Origin of the sequence: uncultured Pontibacter sp. (assembly GCF_947499215.1) — a bacterium.
Classification (GTDB): Bacteria; Bacteroidota; Bacteroidia; order Cytophagales; family Hymenobacteraceae; genus Pontibacter.
The window spans coordinates 698,349-721,916 of record NZ_CANMNI010000001.1; the positions used below are offsets into that span (position 1 = coordinate 698,349).

Genomic DNA, 23,568 nt, shown 5'->3' on the forward strand with positions numbered 1-23,568 from the left:
AACTTCGCCTGCAAAGTTGAGAACATGAGCAAAGAGAAACCATCTATACCGAAAGGAACACGCGATTTTGGCCCAGCCGTAGTGGTCAAACGCAACTATATATTCGGCGTGATCAAGCGCACCTTCGAGAAATTCGGCTACCTGCCGCTCGAAACACCAGCCATGGAGCAGCTTTCCGTGCTCACCGGCAAGTATGGCGACGAGGGTGACCAGTTGATCTTCAAGATCCTGAACTCCGGCGACTTCCTGTCCAAAACCACTGCTGCTGACATCGAGCAGGGCTCCAAACAATTGACAAGGAAGATTTCAGAGAAAGCCTTGCGCTACGACCTGACAGTGCCTTTCGCCCGTTTTGTGGTGATGAACCGCAACGAGATCAGCTTCCCGTTCAAGCGATACCAAATCCAGCCGGTATGGCGTGCCGACCGTCCGCAGCGGGGACGCTACCGTGAGTTTTACCAGTGCGATGCCGATGTGGTGGGCACCAATTCGCTACTGTGTGAGGCGGAGATCGTGCAGATGATCGACGAGGTGCTGAGCACGCTGGGCATGACAGACTTCACGATCAAGATCAACCACCGCGGTATACTAGCAGGTATAGCCGAGGCTATCGGGGAAAAAGGTCGAGAGGGCGATATCTGTGTGGCTATTGACAAGCTCGACAAGATCGGGGCGGAAGGCGTGCGCAAAGAACTGCAGGACCGAGGTATAGCCGAAGGTGCCGTGGACAAACTTGAGCCGCTTTATGATCTGAAGGGATCTAACGCAGAAATCTTAGACCAGCTGCAAACCCTATTGGGCAGCACTGAAGAAGGCCAGCGCGGCCTGAAAGACCTGCGAGAAGTATGGGAGTACTTAGACAACTTGGGCAGCTACGCACTTTCGACGCAGAATCCGTCGGGGAAGTTGCGTCTGCAACTGGATGTGACATTGGCACGTGGTCTCTCCTACTACACTGGCTGCATTTTCGAGGTGAAAGTGAACAATGCGAATATGGGCAGCATCAGCGGCGGCGGCCGATACGACAACCTGACGGGAATGTTCGGCATGCCGGGCGTGTCAGGTGTGGGCTTCTCCTTTGGCGTGGACCGCATCTATGATGTTTTGGAGGAGTTGCAGCTTTTCCCAGCCAGCAGCGAAGTGGGCACTAAGGTACTGATCGTGCAGTTTGACAAGGAGGCGGAGCGCTATGCCCTGCCCCTGCTGCAGAAACTGCGCGACGCAGGTATAGCCTCGGAGCTATACCCGGAGGCTGCCAAGCTGAAAAAGCAGATGAGCTATGCCGACCAAAAGAAGATACCATTTGTGCTGCTGATCGGTTCCGAAGAAATGGCATCCGGCAAGCTGAAACTGCGTGACATGCAGACCGGCGAACAGGACGAACTTTACATCGACGACATTATTGCCCAGTTAAAAGCTGAAGCAAAATAAACAAAGCTATGAGCGACGTACACCACATCTCCAGCCAGCACCTGAGTCTGGAGCGCATCGAGACCATAATTAAGCACAGGTATACCTTGGCCCTGTCGCAGGAGGCGGAGGAGCGCATACTGCACTGCTATGACTACCTGCACCGCAAGATCGCCAACTCCGATAAGAGCATTTACGGCATCAACACGGGGTTCGGGTCACTTTACAAAAAGCAGATCTCAAATGACAATCTCGAGCAACTTCAGCGCAACCTCATGATGTCGCATGCCTGCGGGATGGGTGACGAGGTGCCGGCCGAGGTGGTGAAACTGATGCTTTTGCTTAAGATTCAGTCTCTGGCTTATGGCAACAGTGGGGTGCAGTTGCAGACGGTGAAGCGTCTGATCGACTTTTATAACCGCGACATCTACCCGATCGTGTACCAGCAGGGGTCACTCGGAGCCAGTGGTGACTTGGCACCTTTGGCACACCTTTGCCTGCCTCTGATCGGACTGGGTGAGGTATACTACCAAGGCTATCGGCTGGAGAGCCGCCACGTGCTGGAGATGTTCAGTTGGGAGCCGATTGCGCTGCAAGCCAAAGAAGGCCTTGCCTTGCTAAACGGCACACAGTTTATGAGTGCTTACGGTGTGCATTGCCTTTTACAGGGCCTTCGGCTGTCACGCACGGCTGATGTGGTGGGCGCGTTGTCGCTGGACGCTTTTGACGGCCGCATCGAACCGTTTAACAACCTCATACACCAAGCCCGCCCACATCCCGGGCAGCTGGAGACGGCCGCTACTTTCCGACAGTTATTGCAGGGCAGTGAGTTGATCGGGCAGTATAAGCAGCACGTGCAGGACCCTTACTCCTTCCGTTGCATTCCGCAGGTACACGGCGCGTCCAAAGACGCCATCCGCTACGCCGAAGGAGTTATTTTGACAGAGGTCAATTCCGTGACCGACAATCCGAACATCTTTCCCGATGAGGATGAGATCATCTCAGGCGGTAACTTCCACGGGCAGCCACTGGCTTTGGCGCTGGACTTTCTGGCGATCGCGTTGGCGGAGTTGGGCAGTATCTCAGAGCGTCGTACCTACCAACTGATATCTGGCAGTCGCGGTTTACCGGACTTTTTGGTAGCAGAGCCCGGCCTAAACTCCGGTTTCATGATCACGCAGTATACGGCCGCCTCCATCGTGAGTCAGACCAAACAACTTTGTACGCCGGCATCTATCGACACCATCCCTTCGTCTAACGGGCAGGAGGACCATGTGAGCATGGGCTCGAATGCGGCTACGAAGCTGTATAAAGTAGTGCAGAATGTGGAGCGCGTGCTGGCTATCGAGCTGATGAATGCCGCACAGGCGATCGAGTTCAGACGTCCGATGCGCACTTCGCCTCAGCTGGAGCAGCTATTTGCTGACTTCCGGGAGCAGATTCCTTTTGTAAGCACCGACCGCGTGATGCATCCAGACATGGAGCGCAGCGTGGATTTTTTGAGAGCGTATAGCTGGACCATTTCGATGGCCTAGCCACTACACTAAAAATCAGGAATCCGCAATGGCCTTGCTAGCTGTTGCGGATTATTTGTTAAAGAACATTCTGGTGCGGCGAATCATTTTTCACATTTAGCAACAGGTAAGTTCCCATTTTTCTTCAGGCTGAGCAGCGAAAGTCAGTCCCCTTCCCTGAAATTTAGGTATAGGCTTTTCAACTTACAGCCGCTTGACTATCTTCGTAGCATACCCTATACCTATCGCTTGAGGTTTCTGCTTTTCATATCAATTCTGCTGGCTTCTATACCTGCTCTTGGGCAGGACGGTTGTTTCCGGGCTATTCAGAACGGTGTGGAGGTTTCAGTCATCTGTGTGGGCACGCCAGTTTATTTTGTAGACTGCACCCCCGACCCTAACGAGCTGGACATCATCTTTTACGATCCCGGACCCAACGCTTTCGACGGCACCAACTACGACCAAAGCAAACTGGTGCAACGTGGTGCAGACGGGAGCTACCAGTATACCTATACCCAGCCCGGCTCGTACATCATCACCCAGATCATCAACCGACAGGGCAGCGGTGGTACCAGCCCGCCTTTTCCGCGCACCTTCAAGGTAGTAGCCACTCCGGCCCCTGATTTTACAGTGCAGGCTTGCGCCAGCAGTTCCGTTAAAGTCACCATTGCCGACACGGGTTACGATCTGTACGACATCAATTATGGCGACAACACGGTGGTGCGCGATGTGGCGTCAGGGGAACAGGCAACCCATACCTACCGTGGCGCGACCTCCTCCTATACCATTAACGTAAGTGGCAAGTATAGCGGAGGCTCCTGTGAGACAAGTAGTTCGCAGACAGTTACGATTCTGCCCACGCCCCCCACTCCTCTCATTTCGCAATTGGAAGTATTAAACGAAGCAGTTAACGGCGAAATAAGCTTCACTTTGCAAAATCTGCTACCGGGCTACCGCTACGTGGTGGAGCGACGATCTCCTGCCACAAGTAATTTTGAAGCCGTTTTCACAACGGCACCAGTCATGCAAAATGTTTTACCAAACCTGCGGGTAAGCGACTTAAATACCAGTGAAGCGGCGCAGTACCGGGTGCGCCCTGCGGATGACTGTGGCAATCAGCTTCAGATTTTCTCAGCACCGGTCAGCAGCTTGGTGCTAGGCGTGCAAGCTGGAGATGAACAGGCTATACTCAACTGGACAGGTATATCCGGCAACGTGCAAAGCTACGCCATATACCGGGATGGGAATCTTTTAACAGAGGTAAGCGGCACCACTAGCAATTACACAGACCCTAACCTGAGCTGCGGAGAGAACTATTGCTACCAAATAACAGGTATAGCCAACGGAGGGCAGAGCCGCTCCGTTTCTGTCTCCCGTTGCCTACAGGTTACTTCTACCGCCACCCCACCTGCGGGCTACCTTTACAGCTCCTACGACGAAAACAATCAGATCCAGCTTAAACTGACTGTTCCAGCAGGAGAGGCAGCCCAGCAGGTCCGCTTCCAGCGTAGCATTGATGGAGAACCGTTTGCCGATTTGGCCAGCGGGCAACAACCAGAGCATGTTGATCCGCTGCAGCCTTTGAGTCCGGTATGTTACCGGGCCAGCTATACCAATCCCTGCGAGCGAACTTCTACCTTCAGCAACACGACCTGCCCTGTATACCTGATCGCACTACCACAGGAAAACGCGCCGATCATCTCACTCGGCTGGACAGGGTATGTAGGCTTTCCGGATGGGGTAAGCAGCTATAGCATCGAACTTTTGAATGCCGACAACCAAGTGGTTACCAGCTATCCTGCCACGGGCAATACCTTTATCGACCGCAACCTGAGCGACGATTTGCAGGAGTTGCGCTACCGCATTAAAGTCGTCTCGGGCAATAGCAGCGCTGTTTCTTACTCTAATATGGTAGTGGTGCAGCAACCTCTGCAGGTACACATCCCGAATGCCTTTACGCCGAACGGTGATGGGCTAAATGACGTGCTGGAGGTAAAAGGCCGTTTCATCCAGTCTTTCAACATCAAGGTATACAACAGCATGGGGAACGTAGTTTTCACCTCTGATGACCGCAACAGTGCTTGGGACGGCACTTATCAAGGAAAACCCCAGCCCGCCGGGGCCTACGCCTACGAGATTAACATCGTGAGCACCAGTGGCGAAGCGAAACGCCGCACCGGCACCGTTACGCTGTTGCGTTAAGTTCTGTATTTCCATTCAAGTGGTATACTTAATTATTCTCAAGCCATACCTGATCTGCCGCCTTCTTGCACCATTTTCCCCTTATTTTTAAGATATGCTTGTATATTTGTATACCCCCTCGGCACAGAGGGACGTTTATACCTGTACAGTACACCAAAAAGAAGATAGACTATGTTTGATATGATGGGCATGATGGGCAAGATGAAAGAAGTCCAAGCCAAAATGAAAGAAGCGCAGGACAACCTGCAGCATATCACCGTTACCGCCGAGTCGGGTGCGGGCCTTGTGAAAGCCACCGTGAACGGACAGCGTAAACTCCTCAAAATTGAAATTGACGAGTCGATTATGAACACCAATGACCGCGATATGGTGAACGACCTCGTGGTAGCCGCTGTGAACAACGCCATGCTGACAGCAGGTGAGCGTGCGCAGGAAGAAATGAAGAAGAGCACAGAGGGCCTTTTACCTAACATCCCCGGTCTAGATTTAGGAAACTTTGGTCTCTAATCCCAGCCTCACGGCTATTGTTATACTTAACTGGAACGGGCTCCGCTATTTGCAGGAGTTCCTGCCATCGGTTGTGGAGAATAGTCCGGGCTGCGAGGTCATAGTGGCTGACAATAACTCTTCCGATGGCTCCATTCCTTTCTTGAAAGAGCACTTCCCGGAGGTGCGCATCATCCAAAACGACGACAACTACGGTTTCTGCGAGGGGTATAACATGGCCCTACGTCAAGTAGAAGCAAAGTATTATGTGCTGCTTAACTCCGATGTGGCCGTACCGCCGGGTTGGACCGAGCCTATCATTCAGCTAATGGAGGCGGATGAGAATATTGCCGTCTGCCAGCCCAAGATTTTGGCACAACAGCACCCAGAGTTTTTTGAGTATGCCGGAGCCGCAGGCGGAATGTTGGATGCCTTAGGCTACCCCTACTGCCGCGGAAGAATGTTCGAGACGCTGGAGGAGGACAAAGGGCAATACAACGATGTGACGGAGGTATTTTGGGCGACCGGGGCTTGCATGTTCGTAAGAGCCAATGTATACCATGGTTTAGGAGGTCTGGAACCGGCCTTTTTCGCACACATGGAGGAAATCGACTTTTGCTGGCGTGCCAAGAATGTGGGATATAAGGTGCTATATAACGGGCACAGTCAGGTATACCACGTGGGTGGCGGTACGTTGCACAAGTCCAATCCACGCAAAACTTTTCTGAACTTCCGTAACGGACTGGCTCTATTATACAAAAATCTGCCCGCTGACGAGCTGTTTTCAACTGTTGTTATTCGCATCCTGCTGGACTGGGTGGCGGCGCTTCGCATGCTGCTCGCCGGCCAGCGGGCCGATGCAAAAGCTGTGCTCGATGCACATGCCGCTTTGCTTCGCAACAGCAAATACTGGCGAAAGCGCCGGAAAGAACAGCAGCCCAAAGGCACTTTTCCGACCATGACCGGCGTTTACAGAGGCAGTGTGGTGTGGGAGTATTTTGTGCGGCAGCGCCGCACGGTGGGGGACTTATAGGTCCCAGACCGTGTTTCGTTCCCGGCGGAGGCTTTTGCTCACGTTCATCCAGAAGGCCATGATGAAGTAGACGATGACCGGTGAGCCAAAGGTAAGAAACGAAACATAGATGAAAGACAGGCGAATGCTGCTGGAGGCAATACCCAGCTTCTCTCCCAACATGGTGCAGACACCGAAAGCCTGAGATTCGATAAAGTATTGTAGCCTTTTCAAGTTCGTTTTGTTTTAAATTTAAAAGTAGGAATTAAATAGAAATCTGTCAAAATAAATACACAGAAATCAAGTATAGCTAACGTCGGAATACACGCTGTAGTGTATATCTTACGTTAATTGCCCGAAAGCGATATGATACACAACAAAAAAACCGCCGCATTGTTCCTGCCGGTTGCTTCTCTTTTGCTCCTGTCCAACACAGGCTGCACCCTGCAGCGAATGGTAAAACAGGCTGAAAATCAGGAAATAGTAGTAACTCCCAGCCCTTTAGTGACCAACGGCGAAGAAGTGGTATTTGAGATGAAAGCCACATTGCCGGAGAACATGCTCAAAAAGAATCAAGACTACCGCTACAAGATAGATGTGGTTTACGAGGCGGCCGGACAGCAGCGCGAACACCTCGGGGCCCTTAACTTCGATGTGGGCCAGTACCTGTACGAGAATAGGCAGCCGACCATCACACAGGAATTCACCTTCCCTTACGCCCCGCATAAAGCGAAAGGTCGTCTGTTGGTACAGGGCACGGCCATTGATAAGCGGAAGCGTGACCGCGTGAAGTATACGCCGGAGGAGCAGGTGGCAGTGGGTCTCAATACCACGGCGCTCCTGATGGTGCGCAGCAACGAGTTCGACTACGTGCCCGACAACTATAAGACAATGGCCGAGGGTCCGGCTACGCTGCTCTTTTATTTCGACCCAAACCAGTTTACCACCAAGAGCTACTTGGGGGAAAACCTTGACGTGCTCGATCAGTACGCCATGGACACGGTGAAGCGACAGACTATAAAGATCATAGGCAGTCAGGCACCCGACGAGAAAGGAACCGACCTTGCCCGGAAACGCGCCAAAGCCATTGCCGACTACTACCGTGGCAAAGTGAGCGCCTTGGACTACTCGGGCAAGAAGGTCGACATCAAAACAGAAACGGAGCCTGTCAACTGGGAGTCGCTGCTGGAGAAGATAGACAAATCGGCCCTTCCGAAAGACCAGAAACAGGAAGTGGTTACTATTCTGCAAGGAGCCGGTACCGACCGTCAGAAAGTAGCTGCCCTGCAGCGCACTGCCGCAGCCGACTACATCAACCGTTATGTATACCCTACCATGCGCTTCGCCCGTGTGGAAGTAGATTACAATCGCGCCCGCAAATCGGACTACGAGCTATACCTGCTGGCCCGCCGCATTGCCGACGAAACAGCCAGTGCCGATGTGCTCACAGCCGAGGAACTGCAATATGCCGCCACCCTTACCCCATTGCTGGAAGAGCGCCGTAAATTGTACGAATCGGCTATAAAGACCACCGACAAATGGCCTGCCTACTACAACTTGGGCGTGGTGTACAACGAAATGGCCCGCAAGGACTACCGCCCAAAGGCAAAAGAAGCCCTGTTGGACAAGGCTATTCACAACCTGAACTTTGCCGGCTTCCGTAACCCAACCGCCGAGGTCAACTATGCACTGGCCAGTGCCTACCACATGCGCGGCGAACGCGAAAAAGCTCTCCAAATCTACGACTATGCCATTAAGCTGGGGGCTGAGCAGGAGTTGCTGCACCGTATCTTTACTGACAAAGCAGCTCTTGAGATGGAAATGGGCCGCTACGATGAGGCCATCCGCAGCCTGACCTACGCCGGCGACAGCTACCAGACCAACATGAACCTAGGCTTGAGCTATCTGCTGAAAGAAAACTACGAGGGAGCCATCCGCTATTACGAGAAGGCATTGGAATTGAAGGAGGAAGACCCGCTGGCGCACTATTCACTTGCCATTGTGGGTGCTCGTCAGCAGAACGAGGGCCGTATGACCATTCACCTGCGCCGTGCCATCCGGAAGGACCAGTCTTACATGCAAAAGGCGTTCGACGATCCGGAGTTCAGCGCCTACCACGGTCAGCAAAAATTCAGAGACTCCCTAGTGCGATAAGTTGCCGATTATACATTGCAAATTGACAGACTTATCTTAATTTTACCCACAGAACCGAGAATTAAACATTTATATGCGAAGTATACAGTTTAGAGAAGCCCTTCGTGAAGCTATGTCAGAGGAAATGCGCCGCGACGAGAGCGTTTTCCTGATGGGTGAAGAAGTGGCAGAATATAACGGAGCCTACAAAGTAAGCCAAGGCATGCTGGACGAGTTTGGTCCGGAGCGTGTGATCGACACCCCTATTGCCGAGCTTGGCTTTGCCGGTATCGGTGTAGGCGCCTCTATGAACGGCCTGCGCCCAATCGTGGAGTTCATGACCTTCAACTTCTCGCTGGTGGCCATTGACCAAGTGATCAACTCTGCCGCCAAAATGATGTCGATGTCAGGTGGGCAGTACTCTTGCCCGATGGTATTCCGTGGTCCGACTGGCAGCGCGGGTATGCTGTCTTCGCAGCACTCCCAGAACTTCGAGAACTGGTATGCCAACACACCGGGTCTTAAAGTAGTGGTACCTTCCAACCCTTACGACGCCAAAGGCCTCCTAAAGTCTTCTATCCGCGACAACGATCCGGTTATCTTCATGGAATCGGAGCAGATGTATGGCGACAAAGGCGAGGTACCTGAAGAAGAGTACCTGATTCCGATCGGTGTGGCTGACATCAAGCGCGAAGGCTCTGATGTGACGATTGTTTCTTTTGGCAAGATGATGAAAGTGGTGCTGGCCGCCGCTGAAGAACTAGCCAAAGACGGTATCAACGCCGAGGTGATCGACCTGCGCACCGTGCGTCCGATCGACTATAAGACTTTGATTGAGTCTGTAAAGAAGACAAACCGCATGGTAGTAGTGGAAGAAGCATGGCCACTGGCCTCTATCTCCGCCGAGCTGGCATACCACATTCAAAGCAATGCGTTTGATTACATGGACGCCCCTGTGAAGCGTGTAACTTGCCGCGACGTGCCACTTCCTTATGCTCCGACCCTGATCGAAGCATCGCTTCCAAACGTAGAGCGCACGATCGAGGCGGTAAAACAAGTGATGTACAAGAAGGCTTAATCAGCTTTTGAACATAGTAAAAGGGCGAAGCACTGGTTTGGTGCTTCGCCCTTTTTATTTCTTCTTCACTTCTACCTTGCCTGTATCCTCATCTGTCTCCACTTCCTGTTTCTCTACTTTTACGGCTGTATCAGATGGTCTTATACCTCGATCATGCTCTTCGGAGTATACTTGCGTGAATTCGGCGCCAAGTAGGAATATGATAGAGGTATAATACACCCAGACCAGAATAAGCACCAGTGAGCCGGCAGCCCCATAGGTGTCGGCCAGCGGATCGTGCTGGAAATAGATGTTGAGGATGAATTTACCCAATGTGAATAATATGGCTGTCACCACAGCCCCCATCCAGACGTTTGCCCAGCGTATTTTGGCATCAGGCAATACTCTGTAAATAGCTGCAAAAATGACCGAGGCGATAACAATGGAGACCAGTATATTACCGATCGTGACAAGGTAGATGGCTATACCGGACAGTTGCTCTCGCAGGTAGGCATACACCAACCCTAGCAGCACATCAATGGAGAGCGACACGAGCAGCAGAAACCCGAAGCTCACTACCAGCGCCAGAGAGAGCAAACGCCCCACCACAAGCTTCATAAGCCCTTTCTCCGCTTTAGCTTTTACCCCCCAAATGGCATTGATCGAATCCTGAAGAGCAACAAAAACTGTAGTGGCACTGAACATCATGACTACTACGCCGATGACGGTACCTATTGTGCTGGCCTCTGACTGACTGGCGTTTTCGATGATACTCTGTATCTGTGCTGCACTGTTACGCCCTACAATCCCTCCCACCTGCTCCACCACTTCTCCCCTGACAGCATCCTGACCAAAGAAAATCCCGGCAATCCGGATAACGATTATCAGGACAGCCGGCAGCGAGAAGATGGTATAAAAGCCGATGATAGCAGCATAGTCCAAGGGATTGTCGTCCATGAACTTCTTAAACGTCTGCTTTGTGAGCTCCCAAGTCGTTTTTAGCTTTTTGCGCATACCTGCTTTTGGTTTCCCTTAAATAAACCCATACGGCAAAGCGCTCATCAGGATTTAACTTAAAGCAGGTATATTAAGAGCTAAGCAGGTTGCACCACAAGGCGGGCGAGGTAGTTACCGTACTCCCCTTCATACAGTTGCTCAAAGGTATAGCCATGCGCAGTGGCATAGTCCTCGAGTATGGCCGGGTCTATGAAAAGCCACTTGAACTCGCCTGTCTCCTGCGCTTTGTAGCGCATGTTGTAAAACACCTCCCCGTAATAGCCCGCATTCAGATCTAAAAGCACGGAACCGTCCTCCTCTTCGAACATATACAGAATGTCAGACGACTCGAGCAAGATCTGCCCACCCGGCCGCAGCAGCTTTTTGGCATGTTCCAGAAAGCGTTCAAGCCCAGCAAGGTCGCCAGCGATGCCGATACCGTTCATGAGCAGCAACAGGGTATCGTAGTCCCCTGCATTCAGCTCAAACACATTTTGCTGCAGCACGTGGCGTATACCTTGCAGTTTCATTGCCTCCACAGCGCCTGCCGAAATATCAAGCGCCGTCACGTCCAGTCCCTGCTCCTGCAATGCCAGACTGTGACAACCCGCTCCGGCGCCCACATCCAGCACCCGTCCCCTGCATTCCTGCAAAGCCAGCAGTTCCAACTCGGGCATCTCTTCACTGGTGCGGAACAAGTAGTCCACTGCTATCACATCATCTTCGGTTAAGTTACTCTCCACTACAATCTTTGCCTCCTTGTTGCCTTGTAGGTAGTCTTGAATGGCAGTTCCAACGGGGTCATTCGTATAATTCATCGCTCGTTATATTTTGCGCAAATAAAGTGATATTCCAGATTTAAGTAAAATACAATTTGAACTTATCTAATTATATATTTTAACTAATAAACAGTTACTTTGCTTATTTTCAGCTGTTTACTATTAAAAAACATTATCCATTGGTTGCATTTATAGAAATATTATGTAGTTTAGCCACACGATACCGACCAAACCATACGTTTACCTATGAACACAACGCTCTACAGTCACATCCAATTTATGAACCCCTATCTGGAGGCCCGCTATTTAAAATTGGAAGAATCCCGCAACAGACTTCTGGATGAACTGGAAGGGCTGGATGAGGAATTATTGAATCGTCCCGCCGCTGAGGGCAAGTGGTCCATTAACCAAACCATTGCCCATCTGATTCAGTCTGAGCAACTCACCAACAGTTATCTGCAGCGCAAAATGCGGGAAGAGTCGCTTGAGACAGCTGGTCTAGCCCACGTAGTTCGTTCGCTTATACTACGTGTAGCGCTGAATACCAACATGAAGTTTAAAGCGCCCGCGGCGGTAGCGCAGGTGCCGGCCCAAGCCGCGCTCCCCTCGCTAAGAAACCAGTGGGATGCCGCCCGCTACCAGTTGGAAGATAACCTGACCGAACTACCGCAGGACATGCTGGACAAGTGCATTTTCCGTCACCCCTATGCCGGTATGCTGACCATGCCGCAGACCTTAACCTTTTTACAGGATCATTTTAACCACCACGCACGCCAGATAGCACGACTTCGCCAACAATGGCTGGGTAATTAAAAATCACCCAGTTCCATCTGTCTGATTACTAGTCCGGCCCCGCCAGTGCGCAGGCCGTTGATTTTACCTTGCTCATCTAAGTTAAGCTGTACTTCAAGCTGGCTAGGTGAAGGGTGCCGCATGAGATAGCCCTGATGTATAAGGAACACAGGCTTGTGCTGCCCTAAGAAGTCGTGGAGATAACAGGCCAAGGGACCCGCCGCCATACCGGTGGCGGACTCTTCGGCGATGCCATAGCTGGGCGCAAACATGCGTGTGGTAGCATCAGCCTCAACGGTATCGGTAGTGAAGACATAGAACCCTACTAGTCCGGCCTTTTCTGACATGCGCTTAATCATTTCCTGATCCGGTTGTAAACGATGCAGCATCGCGGCATCTGGTACTTGTACCATCAGAAAGGGAACTCCTGTGCTGGCAATAACCGGGGCATGTTCAAAAATGAAATCGTCGGGAAGCCCCAGCGAGCTGATAATTGCGAGCGGGGTTATGCCAGCCGTATCAATGGGCGTATACTGCGGCGGCAACTGACTCTGGTATACCTTATTGTTCTCGAAACTAACCTCCCGCGGCCCTTCTATAGACTCTTTAACTGCTTTGCCATTCGTCAGCAGTCCTTTCTGCCAAAGCAGGCTAAAAGTTGCCACCGTGGCATGGCCGCAATGCGGAATCTGCTTAACGGGTGTGTAGAATTCTACTTTCACATCGCCTATGTCAGATGCCGATACAAAAGCCGTTTCCGAAAGCCCCAGCATGGCCGCTATTTTCTGGCGACGTTCGTGAGAAAGCTTGTCTGCATACAGCACCACGCCAGCTGTATTACCCCCGTTGGGTTGGTCAGTAAAGGCTTTCACAAGGTATAATTCTGGTATTAACGCTTCAGGGTTAGTCATAGGCAGTTCAAAGGTTCTTTTATGGATGTAAAAATAAGCATGTTATTTCTCGAGTCCTACTCTTCCTGAGGGGCTTCACCGGCTTTTAGGGCGGCAAATTCCATTTGCATCGCCTTGATGCGCACCTCGGCTTCATCAGCCATGCCATCAAAAGCCTCTTTGCGCTGGTTAAGTTCTTCCAGTACAAGCTCAGCCATCTCCCAATCATCTTTTTCCCAAGTGCGGTGTCGCGCCCGCACATTTTCTAAAAAGGTGCTGTAAGCCATCTGTATGTTGCCAGCACTGATGGATGCGCCATTGGCATACTGCCCCAACAGGTCGCGCTCCCATTGGTCTAATCGCTCATTTCGATTAGAAAGCCGATCTCGTTCCCGCTCACGCGCTTTGAAATCCTCTTTAATTTGCTGATAATCTGATTTGAGTTTGTCCGAGAAGCGCTCCTGTTTTTGATCCAGCTCTTCGGTACGGCGCTGGAAGTCTGCCTTGGTATTCTTCCAATCCTCCTCCGTTCGCTCCTCGAGCTTGTTGGTCTGTGCGTTTACCCAAGAGCGGAATTCATTCACATCGCCCTCTATTTCCTGCTCGCGTGTGGCCGTACAGGCGCCCATCATCAAGCTAAGGAATAATACAAAACCCACACCGCGTACAAACAAGCTTTTCATCTGGGAAAAGCCCAAAAATGATTTAGTATACCTCATAACTATCCTTTTATTAATCTTTCGTTTTCAGCCACTTCCAAAAGCGACAATCCATTTTTAAATAATTAATAAGTATAAAGTCTTTCAATAACCTATACTTAAAACGCACCGTATTTACATTCAAACAAAACGTCAAAATACAAATAATAAAACCTATACTTACATAAGTAAATATTTGAAATTTAAATCATAGGCTGTGTATGAACAGCACAGCGCAACAGCTAGTATAGCTTGCACTACGAGTATGCGTGAATAGGGCACAAGTGTAGTGTAAGCTATTGCTGTTATATATACTTATATCTGCAGCTTTAGGATAGGTAAATCCCTCAATTTCATCTCTGTTTTCCGATAAGGGTCAAAAGGCAATTCTTGTGCCATTGCCCTATCCTGATCTACCTCTCATGCGTATGTTGGTTTTGAACGATACGCTATGACACAAGAACAAGAAAACTTCATGCGGGAGGCAATTAAGCTTTCGGTGGAGAAAATGGAAGCTGGTTTCGGGGGCCCCTTTGGTGCAGTGGTGGTACGAAACGGCGAGATCATTGCCCGTGGCTACAACAACGTGCTGGCCACCAACGACCCTACCGCCCACGCAGAGGTAGACGCCATCCGCAAAGCCTGTCAGGCCTTGGGCAATTTCCAGCTTACAGACTGCGAACTCTATACCAGTTGCGAGCCCTGCCCTATGTGTCTGGGTGCCATCTATTGGGCCCGCCCCCGCAAGGTATATTACGCCAACACCAAAACCGACGCGGCAGAGGCAGGGTTCGACGACCAGTTCATTTATGATGAGCTAGACAAAGACGCACCTGACCGGTTTATACCCATGGTGCAGCTGCTACGGGAGGAAGCGCAGGAGGCCTTCAGGCGCTGGGCTGAGAAGGAGGATAAAAAAGTCTATTAACGCAAAAAGGCTGAGCATATACCTGCTCAGCCTTTTTGCTTATGTTATGGAAATGCTTAGCGACGTCCGCCCATCATCTTGGCAAGGTTGGCCATACCGCCTTTGGTACCGGCCATCTTGTTCATGGAGCGCATCATTTTGCGCATGTCGTTGAACTGCTTCATCAGGTTGTTCACCTGCGTGATATCCGTTCCAGAGCCCTTTGCGATACGGGCACGGCGGCTGCCGCTAATCATATCAGGATTCTCACGCTCCTGTGGTGTCATCGATTTGATAATGGCTTCGATCGGCTTGAAAGCACCCTCGTCAATCTCTACATCCTTCAATGCTTTGCCAACGCCCGGGATCATACCTACTAGGTCCTTGATATCACCCATTTTTTTGATCTGCTCGAGCTGGGTCAGGAAGTCGTCGAAGTTGAACTGGTTTTTGCGGATCTTCTTGTTGATGCGCTTTGCCTCGTCCTCGTCGAAAGCCTGCTGCGCACGCTCCACGAGGGAGATCACGTCACCCATGCCGAGAATACGCTGGGCCATACGATCCGGGTAGAACAGGTCGAGTGCCTCCATTTTCTCACCAGTCGAGATGAACTTGATCGGCTTCTCCACTACCGCACGGATGGAAAGGGCCGCACCACCACGGGAGTCACCGTCGAGCTTGGTCAATACAACGCCGTCGAAGTTGATCCGCTCGTTAAAGGTCTTGGCTGTGTTCACCGCATCCTGACCGGTCATGGAGTCTACCACAAACAGGGTCTCGGTTGGCTTCACGGCCGCCTTGATCTCGGCTATTTCTTTCATCATCGCCTCGTCCACGGCCAAACGACCGGCGGTATCGATGATTACTACTTTCTTGTTTGTCTTTTTGGCATGCTCGATGGCGTTAAGGGCAATCTGAACCGGATTCTTGTTTTCCAGTTCGGTATAGGCCTCTACCCCCACCTGCTCGGCCAGCACCTGCAGCTGGTTGATCGCAGCCGGACGGTACACGTCGCAGGCAGCTACCAGCACATTGCGGCCCTGCTTCTTGATGTGGTTGGCCAGCTTGCCCGTAAAAGTGGTTTTACCAGAACCCTGCAGACCAGCGATCAGGATGATAGCCGGATCACCTTTGATGTTGATGTCCTGCTTCTCGCCACCCATCAACTCGGTCAGTTCCTCGTACACGATCTTCACCATCAACTGGCCCGGCGACACGGAGATAAGAACGTCGCGGCCCATGGCCTCGTCTTTGATCTTATCGGTTACCGTTTTGGCTACTTTATAGTTTACGTCGGCGTCCACCAAGGCACGGCGTACCTCTTTGATAGTGGCAGCTACGTTGATCTCGGTGATGCTTCCCTGCCCTTTAAGGGTTTTAAAGGCGCGGTCTAGTTTATTACTTAAATTATCAAACATCTCTCTAATTCTGGATTTACCTACAAAACTAAGGAATATCAGGAATAGTTGCTACAATTTACAGTTAACAGTAAACAGTTATCAGTAAACAAATCTATGGTATCGGGATGATGGACGTTTCCGTATCAGGTACAGCGTGTCAGGTGGAGCCGTTAGAACAGCTAAACTCATAATTCGAGATTCATTACGCAGAACTAGACACGATTATTTATATATTTGACCAGCTATCTCTTTTATTGCTTTGAAACAAACCGACCAGACGAACTTACTATACATTTCCTATTACTGGCCGCCGTCGGGTGGGCCGGGTGTGCAGCGTGGGCTTAAGTTTTGTAAGTACCTGCCGCAATTCGGCGTGCAACCGGGTGTGCTTACCGTGGATGAGAAACAGGCTTCTTATCCGGTGCTCGACCATTCCTTTGCTAACGAAGTGCCCGAAGGTATAAAGGTATACCGAACTGCTACTTCTGAGCCTTTTGAGTATTACAAGAAACTTTCGGGCAAGAAAGAGATTCCTTACAGCGGTTTTGCGAATGAAGAAGCTAAGACCGGTTTTCTGAACAAGGTGTTTAAGTTTGTGCGCGGCAACCTATTTATACCGGATGCCCGGGTAGGCTGGAACAAGTATGCGCTCAAAAAAGCTGAGGAACTGCTGCAGGCCGGACAGTATCAGACGATCCTGACGACAAGTCCGCCCCACTCTACCCAATTGATCGGTCTGAAACTGAAAGAGAAATATAAGCTACCGTGGGTGGCCGACCTGCGTGACCCTTGGACGAACATACACTATTACGACCAACTCTACCACACCCCGATCGCTAAACGCATCGACAAGAAGTATGAGCTGCAAGTGCTGGAGCAGGCCGACGCTGTGATCGTGACCAGCGAGGATACCAAGCGTTTGTTCATGAACAAGCCGGTGCGCATCAATCCGGACAAGATCCATGTGATCCCGAACGGATACGATGAGGATGACTTTGTGTATGACTCAGTACCACCACAAGACGAGTTTTTAATCACCTATACGGGGACAATCACCGAGAACTACAATATTGATGTTTTTCTGAAGGTGATTGCGCAAATGAAGTCAATCCATACCGACATCAGGTATAAGCTGCGCTTTGTGGGAAAGGTATCTGAAGGTGTGAAACAACGCATCAACAATGCCGGGTTGGAAGGTATAACGGAATACGTTGCGCATGTACCGCATAAAGAGGCCATTAAATACCTAATGGAGAGCACCGCGCTCTTTATGGCCATTGCGGATGTGCCAAGCATGTACTCCAACGTGCCAGGCAAACTGTTTGAGTACCTTGCCTCCAATAAACCTATCATCTGTCTGGGCCCTGTGCACTCCGACACCGACCGCATTATTGACGAGTGCGGCGCCGGTCGCCTGTTCCACTACACGGCTTACGACCTTATGTTGGATCACCTGTCTTTGATGAGTAAAGCTTGGAAGCTCAATCCTAACTTGGACCTGCCTTACATCAACCACTCGCAGTTTTCGAGAAGGGCGCTGACGGAGCAATTGGCTAAGGTTATAAATAGAATTGTAATAAAAGCACAGGTATAGCAAAAAGCTATACCTGCGTGTTCTTCCTTATTGATGGTTGCGCACCCAAGCGAGCATACTTGGATATAGTGCTTCTATACCTTGGCCTTTGCCCTTTTTCTTATACTGTGCCAGCAACTCTCTGTTAAACTCCTTATACTTCACAAATCCGCGCCGCTCCACCATCATTTTCTCGATATGGTCATTAATCGCGTCAAAATCCTTCTTCTTGAATTTCTCCTTTGCATAAAGCGAGTATACCGCCCATGTCATGTACTCATTGAATACAGCGTACTCATTCGGATAATAGCCTATTGCTTCTGCCGTAGCCCATGCTTTCAGATTTGGCAAGGCAGTTTTAATCTCGTCCATGTACCGGTCCGAAAGAGGGTTTACGTAATTGTGGTCAATCTCCGTGAAAACCATCAGTTCCATCAGACCATTGCGTACAGTCTTCTTGTATTGCGGATCTGTAATAGGTCCGCGGATAAACATAACGGTCTGATTGAAACCTGCCTGCATGAAGCGGTTGGTAGAATGCGACCCGTTTACTAGCGGCGAGAATGTGATGCGGTAGTGGTCGTACTTGCTGTCGAAATTCTTTTCGAGCCAAACCCACTGTTTTTGGATAGGTATAGCTGCCTCCATTTCCTGAATGAGCTGTGAGTAGTATGGCTGATTGCTACGGTAGAAGTTCTGGAAGTTGCTGGCTTTGGCGAAGCGCTCAAGCTCGGCCACAAGGGGTTCAATCTTGTTAACGCCTCCCCAGCTCAGTTTATCGTACACGCTGTCTTGCTCTATTTTATCGCCATCGAAGTAAAAGCCGCAAGCATCCATTTTAAGAGTAGCGTAGTCACCGTAACTATTCTGGCTCAGGCGCTCCTCTATTTGTAGCACTAACGGGTCCGACTCAAATGCCTTGAAGGTCTGCATTACTTTTTGGTAATACTCGCCTTCGTGATTCACCATGTTAGTATCAGCCTTACCGGTTGGCGTCAGGGCCATCACGATATGCATAAGTTCCTGTACTTCTGGCACTTCAAAACTATACTTACCTTTATTTGCCCGGATGTAATGCTCCGTAAAAGAACGTCTGTTATCGTCATACCAACCCAGTACCTCGTAAGCGGCCTGCTCAGTCGGTTCCGTAATGACGATGTTTGGGTTTTCAAACTTATCCCCGGTGTATCCCTCGCTTGCCCAGCTGCCCTTCGTGAATTTAAACTCGACCGGATAAGTAACTTCAACAGCGATGCTCCGCTCGTGCTCTGCTGTCTTTTCCAACTTCACTGCTCCGGGGTTCCAGTGTCCGAGTGCTTTTTGATTACCAACGATGTATACCTCGTCCTCGGCATTTGGAACCTTTACAGTTATGCGCATTTTGGCATCTTGCGCAAACAGGTTGCTGCAAAGTGATAAAGTGAAAATAAATAAAAGAAGCTTTTTCATAAAGATGGTACTTAACTTAAGGATATTTGGCAGCGAGTTTGTCTACACTAGGCTATCAAAGAATTTCAGGGTGCAAATATGCAGGTAAATCTTAAAATATTTCTGTAGGGCTACAAAATATTAGTGAGGGGAATTAGTTGATAGTTCTAATAGGCTTTAATTAGAGGTAAAATGTAGGTCGCTTGAATTTCCCGACTTAAGGCTAAAAAGAGAATCGCTAAGGATTATTGTTTTTTGAAATTTCATGAAAGACCAGAAAGGAATACCTATTGATACTTTATTTCCTTCTTGCTTCTGGATACTCGATGGCCTTCTTCACGTCTTTAAAAACCTCCATGTCAGGACAGGCCATCAACTAATGTCAGTTTGTGAAAAGGCCACTGACGCAGCACTTGGCAAAAGCATTGAAGCCGTTGACTGTAAAGCTTTAGCCCAATTGCTATCTCTTACAGTGTTTTACAAATAAAATACACTGTCGCTTATTTATCGGGGCAAGGTATAGTTGTTTTATGAGTTAGTGTTAAGGTGATAGATGTAGGGCAACGGTTAGTACATAAGGTGAGCGAGGCGTAGCCGAGTATGTGCCTGTGCAGGGTTATGACAAGTGGTTTTTATTCTATTCTGATTGGCAGATAGAACAATGATGGTTCTGTACAGCCTTCTTGATTATTTCTTTTTAATTGAATGTATTTAACGTGCTTTATCAGAACTGGCATAAGTTGAGTTAAATCCTTTTCGAGCATGGTAAAAGGTTCTTCGGTACTTTTAGAACGGAGTTTTGCCACCATAATTTCATACTTGTTGAACTTTAGGCTTTCCCTATCATACTCTGCTTTCAGAACTACTAAGCCATGATAATTTTTTTGAAGATGAAGAGACTTTACACTGTCGTCAGTTAATTGATAGCAAGGTATTTCAACAGGGCATAAATATGATTCTGATGTGTCGGCACTTGCAGCTAATTGCTTCTTCTCAACTTCTGTAGAAGGCACACTCACTTCTGCTTTTTCTGTTGATTCACACGAAAACAGAACAAGCGTAAGCAGTAGATAAAGTTGAGTAAGCAATACAGCTTTTTTCATTCTTGATTCACAGTAAGCATAACGGCTGGGCTAAAGCACGCCTTGGTGTGGTTTAGGTTTTGTTGGCGGAAGTAATTCTACTTCTTTTCCTAAATAAAATATACAACAAAGTAATGATTATGGATGAAGCTAGAAAGGCATAAACATAATTCATGTTCACACCTTCAACATTCATTTCTCCTGTTTCCAAATCTACTAACCAAGTATTAGAGTCCCTTGTGTTAATAATTAGCCGCTGCTCGGCTCCATTTGCGTAATGGTACCCTTTGTCTGCTAACCATAATTGGTGGGATGAAGTCTGTTGAAGATATTGCGTGGGTATGTCAAACTTATCACCTGTTATTGCGATTGGCTTTTTTTCTCTTCTGTATACTTCCACTATGGGAGAATCAGAATAGTACCAGTAGTTAACATAGGAGAAGTACATACCGTCATTGGACAGTTTTCCTTCTGGATACCCTATGGGTCTTATTTGCTGTTGCCAAAGCTCAGTACTATCTTTTGTGTAGACAATTAAAGCCCACTTCCGCTCCCAAGGTAACTTAGTGGTATCATTGTCGCCAAAAAGCACCCAAGAGAAAAAGTCCCCATTTTCAGATTCTACTTTATATGGATTCCAAGAGGGAGGAGAGTCAGCATTTCCCTTAACCCCAAAGAACAGTAGTATAAAAACAATGGAGAATGCTTTTTTCATTAATTCGATATTACCGTCAACTCGTAGCTAAACGGGAGTAAATTCGGCTTATCTGCACAATGTGTGGAGGTTGTCTATACCTGACTCCCAGTCTTTATAACTCAATTTAACCAAATATCCTTAAGCCCCTATACCTCTCAACCACGTTTCTACTTCCAACACTGGCACGGCATAATTTTCCTGTTTATCACCTGTCGAACCGACCACAGCGCTATACCTGAAGCCAAGCGCTTTGCATAGCAAAAAGTAATGCGTTTTAATCAGATTGGCCGGATGAAACTCAAGTACTTGACACTGCTCCGAGAAAAGCAGGTTGGTTAAGCCAGCGCCGTGTGGGGCCACAACGACTTCGGCCTCATAAAAGAGCTGCACCTGCTGTTGGTAAGTCAGCTCCTCAGCTCGCACGACTTCAAAACTGTGCCTCTCAAGCAATGGTAGAAGCTCCTGCTCATTCAGAACACGGCGGGTTTTAGCTTTAGCTCGGCTGATGTAAATGCGTCTTTTCGGCTTATTTGGTTGCACGCCATAGCCCTGCCATACCTTGTGTCGCAGCCAGTCAGCCACATTGCGAGGCAGATAGCCGCTTTGCGTGTTGGCCAGAAAAGAAGGCAGTGCAAATTCCTCCACCTGCCATTTTTCATGCTTCCCGATGTAGACAATCTCTGCCTGCGGATACTCCTTGACCACAAAGGCCAGTGTTTCGAGTTGGTAAGGGGCCATGTCCAGGCGCATAATGATCTTGATCGGCTCTTGCATATGCTCAAGCACAAGGTATAGCCGCGGCAAACAATCGAAAAACCAGTGGTAATTGTTTTGATCTGCCCATGGCAGGTGCAGCACTGATGTATACAGCCCCCTTTTCTGCTTCGGCAGCAGCAGCGATACCTCCTTAAAAGCGTCGGACTTCGCCAGTCGACTCACCTCTCCCACCGATTCCACCACTACTTTCCCGTCCAGCACCACGGCACCGGAGTTACCAAGCACCTCCACCTCCTGCAGTTGTATCAAGTATTGCTCTTTCTGGCGGTAGCCCAAACTATAGTCGATCGCGTAGTTAAAGCTGCGTGCCGAATCCTCCAGAAAAGCCTTCTCCGTTTCATCAAATTGCACCACAAAGCCGGGGGATAGCAACTGCTTACTGGGATGGTGCAGCACCGAGGTATAGCGGGAGTAGTAACCTAAGGCATGGAGTACGCCAAAAAAAGCCTTTTTTAACATGTAGAAGTTTTGGAATTTGGATTTGGGAAACGAAGCATTTGCGCTAGACAGCCTACACCCTGCTCACCTTGTAGTCATGCAAATTAAGAACTTCATCTCAATATTAGCCATCAACAATTTAACCATTCAACAATTTATCAATTAACATTGAGCAATTAAATATTTATCTTGCAGCTTGGCACGGGTTACAGATTCCGTGCCCCAGTTTAAAGCAAAAATTTAGCATGGCATTAGACCTTAACAATAAGTCTATACTCGTAACGGGCGGCACAGGCTCGTTCGGAAAAAAGTTCGTGGAGATGGTATACGCTCGCTTTCCGGACGTGAAGCGTGTGGTGATCTACTCCCGCGACGAACTCAAGCAGTTCGAAATGTCGCAGGTTTTTCCGCACAGCAAATACAACTCTGTTCGTTACTTTATAGGAGACGTGCGCGACGGTGACCGCTTTAAGCGCGCCTGCGAGGGCATCGACATCATTGTGCACGCCGCCGCCATGAAACAGGTGCCTGCCGCCGAGTATAACCCGATGGAGTGTATCAAGACCAACGTCTTAGGTGCTGAGAACATCATCAACGCGGCCCTTGACACAGGCGTGAAACACGTAGTAGCGCTCTCTACCGACAAAGCCGCTGCTCCGATCAACCTGTACGGCGCCACCAAACTGTGCTCCGACAAGTTATTTGTTGCCGCCAACAACATGAAAGGCAAGCGCGATATCAAGTTCTCGGTGGTGCGTTATGGTAATGTGATTGGCTCCCGTGGTTCTGTGGTGCCATTCTTTTTGAAGAAACGTAAAGAAGGCGTGTTGCCGATCACCCACCCGGAAATGACCCGTTTCAATATTTCGCTGGAAGAAGGTGTGGAACTGGTTTTCCATGCGCTGGAGCACCATTGGGGCGGCGAGATTTTCGTACCAAAGATTCCTTCTTACGTGATTACCGATCTGGCAGAGGCCATTGGTCCGAACTGCAAGCAGGAAGTGGTAGGTATACGTCCGGGCGAGAAACTGCACGAAGAAATGATCACCGAAACTGATTCCCTGAGCACCGTTGAGCTAGACAAGTACTACGTCATTGTACCTTCTACCCCACTTTGGACAGTCGAGGATTTCATGAAAGCGCACAATGGCAAAATGGTAGAACTGGGCTTCAAATACAACTCCGGCACCAACACCGAATGGCTCAGCGTAGAGCAGCTCCGCGCGCAAATCCGCCAGCACGTGGACCCAAATTTTAATGAATAATGATGAATGACGAATGATTAATTTTTAATCGT

General features: G+C 49.5%; 21 protein-coding genes. 11 read left to right on the forward strand and 10 right to left on the reverse strand.

Translation table 11 applies throughout. From position 1 onward, the window contains the following. Nucleotides 1-24: 24 nt before the first annotated feature. The 5 genes from hisS to Q1A04_RS03085 all read left to right on the forward strand — a co-directional run bounded on the left by hisS (nucleotide 25) and on the right by Q1A04_RS03085 (nucleotide 6,645). The gene (gene hisS, locus Q1A04_RS03065; RefSeq protein ID WP_299701044.1) at nucleotides 25-1,431 is read left to right on the forward strand and encodes a histidine--tRNA ligase; all 1,407 of its coding nucleotides are present in this window, start codon (nucleotides 25-27) and stop codon (nucleotides 1,429-1,431) included. An 8-nt stretch (nucleotides 1,432-1,439) separates the two neighbouring features. Next, nucleotides 1,440-2,945, forward strand: a complete 1,506-nt coding sequence (gene hutH / locus Q1A04_RS03070) for a histidine ammonia-lyase (RefSeq protein ID WP_299701047.1) — start codon at nucleotides 1,440-1,442, stop codon at nucleotides 2,943-2,945. A 228-nt stretch (nucleotides 2,946-3,173) separates the two neighbouring features. Then, nucleotides 3,174-5,126, forward strand: coding sequence for a gliding motility-associated C-terminal domain-containing protein (locus Q1A04_RS03075; protein WP_299701050.1), 1,953 nt, complete (start codon nucleotides 3,174-3,176; stop codon nucleotides 5,124-5,126). Between the two features lie 171 nt (nucleotides 5,127-5,297). Then, nucleotides 5,298-5,633, forward strand: coding sequence for a YbaB/EbfC family nucleoid-associated protein (locus Q1A04_RS03080; protein ID WP_299701053.1), 336 nt, complete (start codon nucleotides 5,298-5,300; stop codon nucleotides 5,631-5,633). Next, complete coding sequence (locus Q1A04_RS03085; RefSeq protein WP_299701056.1) at nucleotides 5,623-6,645, forward strand: glycosyltransferase family 2 protein; 1,023 nt, start codon at nucleotides 5,623-5,625, stop codon at nucleotides 6,643-6,645. The genes Q1A04_RS03080 and Q1A04_RS03085 overlap by 11 nt, the downstream gene beginning before the upstream one ends. Here Q1A04_RS03085 and Q1A04_RS03090 read toward each other — a convergent pair. Then, on the reverse strand, nucleotides 6,640-6,858 hold the full coding sequence (locus Q1A04_RS03090; RefSeq protein ID WP_299701059.1) for a PspC domain-containing protein: 219 nt from the start codon (nucleotides 6,856-6,858) through the stop codon (nucleotides 6,640-6,642). The genes Q1A04_RS03085 and Q1A04_RS03090 overlap by 6 nt on opposite strands. A 132-nt stretch (nucleotides 6,859-6,990) precedes the next feature. Here Q1A04_RS03090 and Q1A04_RS03095 point away from each other — a divergent pair, with 132 nt between their 5' ends. Then, the gene (locus Q1A04_RS03095) at nucleotides 6,991-8,778 is read left to right on the forward strand and encodes a tetratricopeptide repeat protein (RefSeq protein WP_299701062.1); all 1,788 of its coding nucleotides are present in this window, start codon (nucleotides 6,991-6,993) and stop codon (nucleotides 8,776-8,778) included. Nucleotides 8,779-8,851: 73 nt separating this feature from the next. Beyond that, the gene (locus tag Q1A04_RS03100; RefSeq protein ID WP_299701065.1) at nucleotides 8,852-9,835 is read left to right on the forward strand and encodes a pyruvate dehydrogenase complex E1 component subunit beta; all 984 of its coding nucleotides are present in this window, start codon (nucleotides 8,852-8,854) and stop codon (nucleotides 9,833-9,835) included. Nucleotides 9,836-9,889: 54 nt separating this feature from the next. Here Q1A04_RS03100 and Q1A04_RS03105 read toward each other — a convergent pair whose 3' ends face one another. Together Q1A04_RS03105 and Q1A04_RS03110 are read right to left on the reverse strand one after the other, a co-directional pair. After that, entirely contained in the window at nucleotides 9,890-10,828 is a 939-nt protein-coding gene (locus tag Q1A04_RS03105) for a YihY/virulence factor BrkB family protein (RefSeq protein WP_299701068.1), read from the reverse strand. A gap of 80 nt (nucleotides 10,829-10,908) precedes the next feature. After that, nucleotides 10,909-11,628: a class I SAM-dependent methyltransferase gene (locus Q1A04_RS03110; RefSeq protein ID WP_299701071.1), complete on the reverse strand. Its 720-nt coding sequence runs from the start codon at nucleotides 11,626-11,628 to the stop codon at nucleotides 10,909-10,911. 207 nt (nucleotides 11,629-11,835) lie between these two features. Between Q1A04_RS03110 and Q1A04_RS03115 the strand changes: the two genes are divergently transcribed. Next, complete coding sequence (locus Q1A04_RS03115; protein WP_299701073.1) at nucleotides 11,836-12,402, forward strand: DinB family protein; 567 nt, start codon at nucleotides 11,836-11,838, stop codon at nucleotides 12,400-12,402. On the opposite strand, the gene Q1A04_RS03120 is transcribed toward Q1A04_RS03115, so the two are convergent. Then, nucleotides 12,399-13,292 carry a PhzF family phenazine biosynthesis protein gene (locus tag Q1A04_RS03120; protein WP_299701076.1) on the reverse strand — a complete coding sequence of 298 codons (894 nt, stop codon included), beginning with the start codon at nucleotides 13,290-13,292 and terminating at the stop codon, nucleotides 12,399-12,401. The two genes, Q1A04_RS03115 and Q1A04_RS03120, sit on opposite strands and share 4 nt — an antisense overlap. Before the next feature lie 56 nt (nucleotides 13,293-13,348). Beyond that, nucleotides 13,349-13,954: a hypothetical protein gene (locus Q1A04_RS03125; protein WP_299701079.1), complete on the reverse strand. Its 606-nt coding sequence runs from the start codon at nucleotides 13,952-13,954 to the stop codon at nucleotides 13,349-13,351. A gap of 466 nt (nucleotides 13,955-14,420) precedes the next feature. On the opposite strand from Q1A04_RS03125, the gene Q1A04_RS03130 reads away from it, so the two are divergent. Continuing rightward, on the forward strand, nucleotides 14,421-14,897 hold the full coding sequence (locus Q1A04_RS03130) for a nucleoside deaminase (RefSeq protein WP_299701081.1): 477 nt from the start codon (nucleotides 14,421-14,423) through the stop codon (nucleotides 14,895-14,897). A 56-nt stretch (nucleotides 14,898-14,953) separates the two neighbouring features. On the opposite strand, the gene ffh is transcribed toward Q1A04_RS03130, so the two are convergent. After that, entirely contained in the window at nucleotides 14,954-16,294 is a 1,341-nt protein-coding gene (gene ffh / locus Q1A04_RS03135) for a signal recognition particle protein (RefSeq protein WP_299701083.1), read from the reverse strand. 241 nt (nucleotides 16,295-16,535) lie between these two features. Here ffh and Q1A04_RS03140 point away from each other — a divergent pair, with 241 nt between their 5' ends. Further along, nucleotides 16,536-17,870 (forward strand): glycosyltransferase family 4 protein, encoded by a 1,335-nt coding sequence (locus Q1A04_RS03140; protein ID WP_299701085.1) that lies wholly within the window; start codon nucleotides 16,536-16,538, stop codon nucleotides 17,868-17,870. Between the two features lie 27 nt (nucleotides 17,871-17,897). On the opposite strand, the gene Q1A04_RS03145 is transcribed toward Q1A04_RS03140, so the two are convergent. The 4 genes from Q1A04_RS03145 to Q1A04_RS03160 form a co-directional block, all read right to left on the reverse strand. Then, entirely contained in the window at nucleotides 17,898-19,298 is a 1,401-nt protein-coding gene (locus Q1A04_RS03145; RefSeq protein WP_299701087.1) for a DUF4932 domain-containing protein, read from the reverse strand. 611 nt (nucleotides 19,299-19,909) lie between these two features. After that, on the reverse strand, nucleotides 19,910-20,380 hold the full coding sequence (locus tag Q1A04_RS03150; protein ID WP_299701089.1) for a hypothetical protein: 471 nt from the start codon (nucleotides 20,378-20,380) through the stop codon (nucleotides 19,910-19,912). A gap of 52 nt (nucleotides 20,381-20,432) precedes the next feature. Then, nucleotides 20,433-21,074, reverse strand: a complete 642-nt coding sequence (locus Q1A04_RS03155) for a hypothetical protein (protein ID WP_299701092.1) — start codon at nucleotides 21,072-21,074, stop codon at nucleotides 20,433-20,435. A gap of 120 nt (nucleotides 21,075-21,194) precedes the next feature. After that, the gene (locus Q1A04_RS03160) at nucleotides 21,195-22,292 is read right to left on the reverse strand and encodes a glycosyltransferase family 61 protein (RefSeq protein ID WP_299701094.1); all 1,098 of its coding nucleotides are present in this window, start codon (nucleotides 22,290-22,292) and stop codon (nucleotides 21,195-21,197) included. Between the two features lie 224 nt (nucleotides 22,293-22,516). On the opposite strand from Q1A04_RS03160, the gene pseB reads away from it, so the two are divergent. Next, nucleotides 22,517-23,536, forward strand: coding sequence for a UDP-N-acetylglucosamine 4,6-dehydratase (inverting) (gene pseB, locus Q1A04_RS03165; RefSeq protein WP_299701096.1), 1,020 nt, complete (start codon nucleotides 22,517-22,519; stop codon nucleotides 23,534-23,536). Nucleotides 23,537-23,568 lie beyond the last annotated feature (32 nt).